This is a genomic window from Pseudomonas sp. FW300-N1A1 (genome assembly GCF_058789115.1).
In genome coordinates, this window is sequence record NZ_JBYTBK010000005.1 from 219,110 (window position 1) to 222,665 (window position 3,556).

Sequence of the window (3,556 nt, forward strand, 5' to 3'; positions counted from 1 at the left end):
GGTCATCGCAAAACCCGGGATACCGGACCCGTGGCGAGCGAGCTTGCTCGCGCTGGGCTGCACAGCAGCCCCAAGACCGGTCACCAAGGTCTTTCTGACAGACCGCAATCGCCTCGTCAGGGCGCGCTGCGCGCGCCACGAGGACAGTATTCACCCTTGAATGAGCGGCTTTACTGCATACGTGGACAATGTGGGAGCGGGCTTGCCCGGGAAGCTTTTACTGGGCCTTGAGCTTCACGTAAGACTGGTTCAAGTCATGGGCCCAACCATCCATGACGTTTTTCACATCGTTGGCCGTCATGACTTGCGAATCATTTTCCAGGGACTTGCCGGTGCCTTTGCGCACGACTTCGGCGATGACCTTGTTGTTGCCGCCATCGAGGAACACGGCTTCGGTGGCCAGGTCGGTTTCCTGATCGCGGATACCGGTCGCGGTGCTGACGGCAGCCGCCACCAGTGCAATCGGAATGATTTCGTAAGGCTTCAGGCCTTCGGTGCTGCTGCTGACGCCGGTGATGGCCGCACGCACCACGACCACGCCCGGACCTGGCGCGTTAGCCAACGGCAAAGACTTGGCCAGTTCACGCCTCAGCGCCTGGTCGTAGTAACCAGTAATACCCGACAGTGTGGTCTGAGGGATTTTTTCCGTCGGCTTTGGCAGCGGGTAGAACTGGGTGGGCTCGATGTAAACGCTGGTGTATTGACTGATGTCGAGCTTAGGGTCGACCCAGCGCATCACGTCCACACCCGAAGGCGACTTGGCCTCCTTGAGCTGACTGTAGTCCTTGAGAAAGCCGGAATAATCCTCAGGCTTGGTGATAGTGCTCGAACACCCCACCATTCCCAGGGAGGCGATGCACAGTGTGCTCATCATGAGGGCAAGCTTCATACTGTAACTCCTGTTATAGGGACGACAACGGTAAAGCGAAATGGACTAACAGGTACAGGCAAAAGTTAAATCATTTGCAGTACCGGACTCTGAAAATTCACCCAAGGCTGCAAGCGCCATCACAACCGTCATTTGACAGACGGACGCCGTGGGGCAAAGCTGCACCCAGCTAAAAAAAGCGCGCCGGTATGGCCAACGCATCTGGACCACGGAAGTCGTAATGCCCAAGCATAAAAATAAAGCGATAAACCCTGACCCTGATTCGCCCCCACCCCTGATTTCCCGCTACCTGTTCCCGGTGACCGCCACCGCGCTGTTGCTGGTCATGGCCGGGCTTGGCTGGTTCCTGCTGGCCGGCCAATCGACGCCGCCGCCCTATGTGGCGCCCAGCATCGCCAATGCCCCCGCTGCGCAGGCACCACCCGCCCCTGCACCGCCGGCCACCCTGGTCGACGAACAGCAATGCCAGGGATGCCACACTGAACAGGTCAAGGACTGGCAAGGCTCCCACCACCAACTGGCGATGCAGGTGGCCGATGCCGGGACCGTTCTGGCCAACTTCGACAACAGCACGTTCAAGGGTGAAAAAGAGACCACGCGGTTCTTTCGCAAGGACGACGGTTTCTGGGTCAACACGCCCGGGGCCGACGGCCGGAACGCTGACTTCAAGGTGGCCTACACCTTCGGCATCGCGCCGCTGCAGCAGTACCTGATCGAGGTCGGCGAAGGTCGCCTGCAAGCCTTGGGCGTGGCCTGGGATACCGAGAAAACCCGCTGGTTTCACCTCTACCCGGGCCAGGGTGTGAACTTCAAGAACCCGCTGCACTGGAGCAAGCCGAACCAGAACGCCAACTTCATGTGCGTGGAATGCCACACCACCGGCTACAAGCGTAACTTCGATGCGGCCAGCAACACCTTTGCCAGCCAGTGGAACAGCCTGGGGGTGGGTTGCCAGGCGTGCCACGGCCCGGCGTCGAATCACCTTGAATGGGCCGGCAAGAAAAGCGACCTGATCCATGCAGGCTTTGCCGTGGACCTCAAGGACAAGAACGCCACCACCGAGATCGAAACCTGCGCCCGTTGCCATGCCCGCCGAGCCCCCTTGGGCGACGGCTACACCGTCGGCAAGCGCTTGATGGATGACTACCTGCCCAGCGTACTGACCCGCGAGCTGTACGCGCTGGATGGCAAGATCAAGGATGAAGTGTTCGAGCACGGCTCATTCCTGCAAAGCAAGATGGCCGACAAGGGCGTGCGTTGCAGCAATTGCCACAACCCCCACAGCACCGAACTCAAGGCCCAGGGCAACGGCGTCTGCCTGCAATGCCACAACACCGCGGGCAAAACCACGGTCGCCGGGGTCGACGGCAAAGGCCTGCAAGCCAAAAACTACGACTCGCCTGAGCACCATCGGCATGTCGCCGGCCAACCGGGATCCCAGTGCGTGGATTGCCACATGCCCGGCAAGTTCTACATGGGCAATGACTTTCGGCATGACCACAGCTTCAGCCTGCCCAACCCTGTACGCGCCCAGCAGTTGGGCACGCCCGACGCCTGCCTGACGTGCCACCAGGGCAAGGCCGGCGACAAGGTCACCGAGCAGTTCAAGCTGTGGAGTGCCAACCCCGTGGCCCAGGCGCCGCGCTATGACGAAAGCCTGTGGCAGGTGCGTACCGGCCAGCCCGGTGCCGCGCAAGCACTGTACGAGCAGTTGCAGCGCAGTAACCTGCCGGCCATTCAACGGGCAACCTTGCTGGCGGAACTGGCGCTGTATCCGAGCGAGCAGGCGTTGAAGCTGGCGAGCAAGGACCTAGGCAACCACGACCCGCAGGTTCGCGAGAGTGCCATTCACGCGGTCAGCGCCTTCCTTCCCCCCGCCGAACGCGTGGCGTTGTTCACGCCGTTTTTGAGCGATCCGGTCAAGGCGATCCGCATTGCCGCCGCCCGGGATTTGCTGAGCGTGGCCAACACATTGGGTGCCGCTCAGAAGCAATGGAAGGCGGCCATCGATGAGTATGAGCAGGTTCAATTGAGCCTGGCCGAACGCGCCGAAGCCAACCTCAACCTGGCGATGCTCTTCCAGGCCAGTGGACGCAGTGCCGAGGTCGAACCACGGTTGCGGGCGGCCCTGCAGCGCGACCCGGACTTCTTCCCGGCATTGGTGACACTGGTGCAATGGCTGGAGTCACGCGGGCGCAAGGAGGAGGCGCAGGCGTTGCTGGCCACGGGCCTGAAGGAGCACCCAGATGCCGCACTGCTCCAGCACACCCAAGGCCTGGCACTGATTCGTGCGGGCAAGACCGCCCAGGCCATGCCGGCCCTGCGCAATGCCGCGCGCCTGGAGCCGCTGAATGCACAGTACGGTTATGTCCTGGCCGTGGCCCTGTACGAGGGTGGCAAGATCGATGAAGCGTGCGCCCTGCTGGAAAAACTGGTCAAACAGCAACCGGCCAACCGCAATGCACGGTTGTCGCTGATCCAGTACTACCTGGACAACGGCCAGGAACCCAAGGCCCAGGTCTTGCTGCAAGGCTGGAAGCAGCTGAATCCGCAGGATCCGGCGCTCAAGTGAGCGCCAAACCCTGTCCCGGTGGCGAGCGAGCTTGCTCGCGCTGGGCTGTGCAACAGCCCCAAAATCGGCCAACGCGTTTTGTCTGAAAGCCTGCA

Annotated in this window: 2 protein-coding genes; one reads left to right on the plus strand and one right to left on the minus strand. The window is 61.6% G+C overall.

Features of this window, described 5'->3' with window-relative positions:
- Positions 1–217 precede the first annotated feature (217 nt).
- Entirely contained in the window at positions 218–889 is a 672-nt protein-coding gene (locus AC3WQN_RS06665; protein WP_095144084.1) for a DUF3313 domain-containing protein, read from the minus strand.
- A gap of 220 nt (positions 890–1,109) precedes the next feature.
- Between AC3WQN_RS06665 and AC3WQN_RS06670 the strand changes: the two genes are divergently transcribed.
- Positions 1,110–3,461: a tetratricopeptide repeat protein gene (locus AC3WQN_RS06670; protein ID WP_103401586.1), complete on the plus strand. Its 2,352-nt coding sequence runs from the start codon at positions 1,110–1,112 to the stop codon at positions 3,459–3,461.
- The last annotated feature ends 95 nt before the right edge of the window (positions 3,462–3,556 follow it).

Coding starts and splice junctions, on each gene's coding strand:
- AC3WQN_RS06665 (WP_095144084.1), bottom strand. CDS start 889: ATGAAGCTTGCCCTCATGATGAGCACACTGTGCATCGCCTCCCTGGGA.
- AC3WQN_RS06670 (WP_103401586.1), top strand. CDS start 1,110: ATGCCCAAGCATAAAAATAAAGCGATAAACCCTGACCCTGATTCGCCC.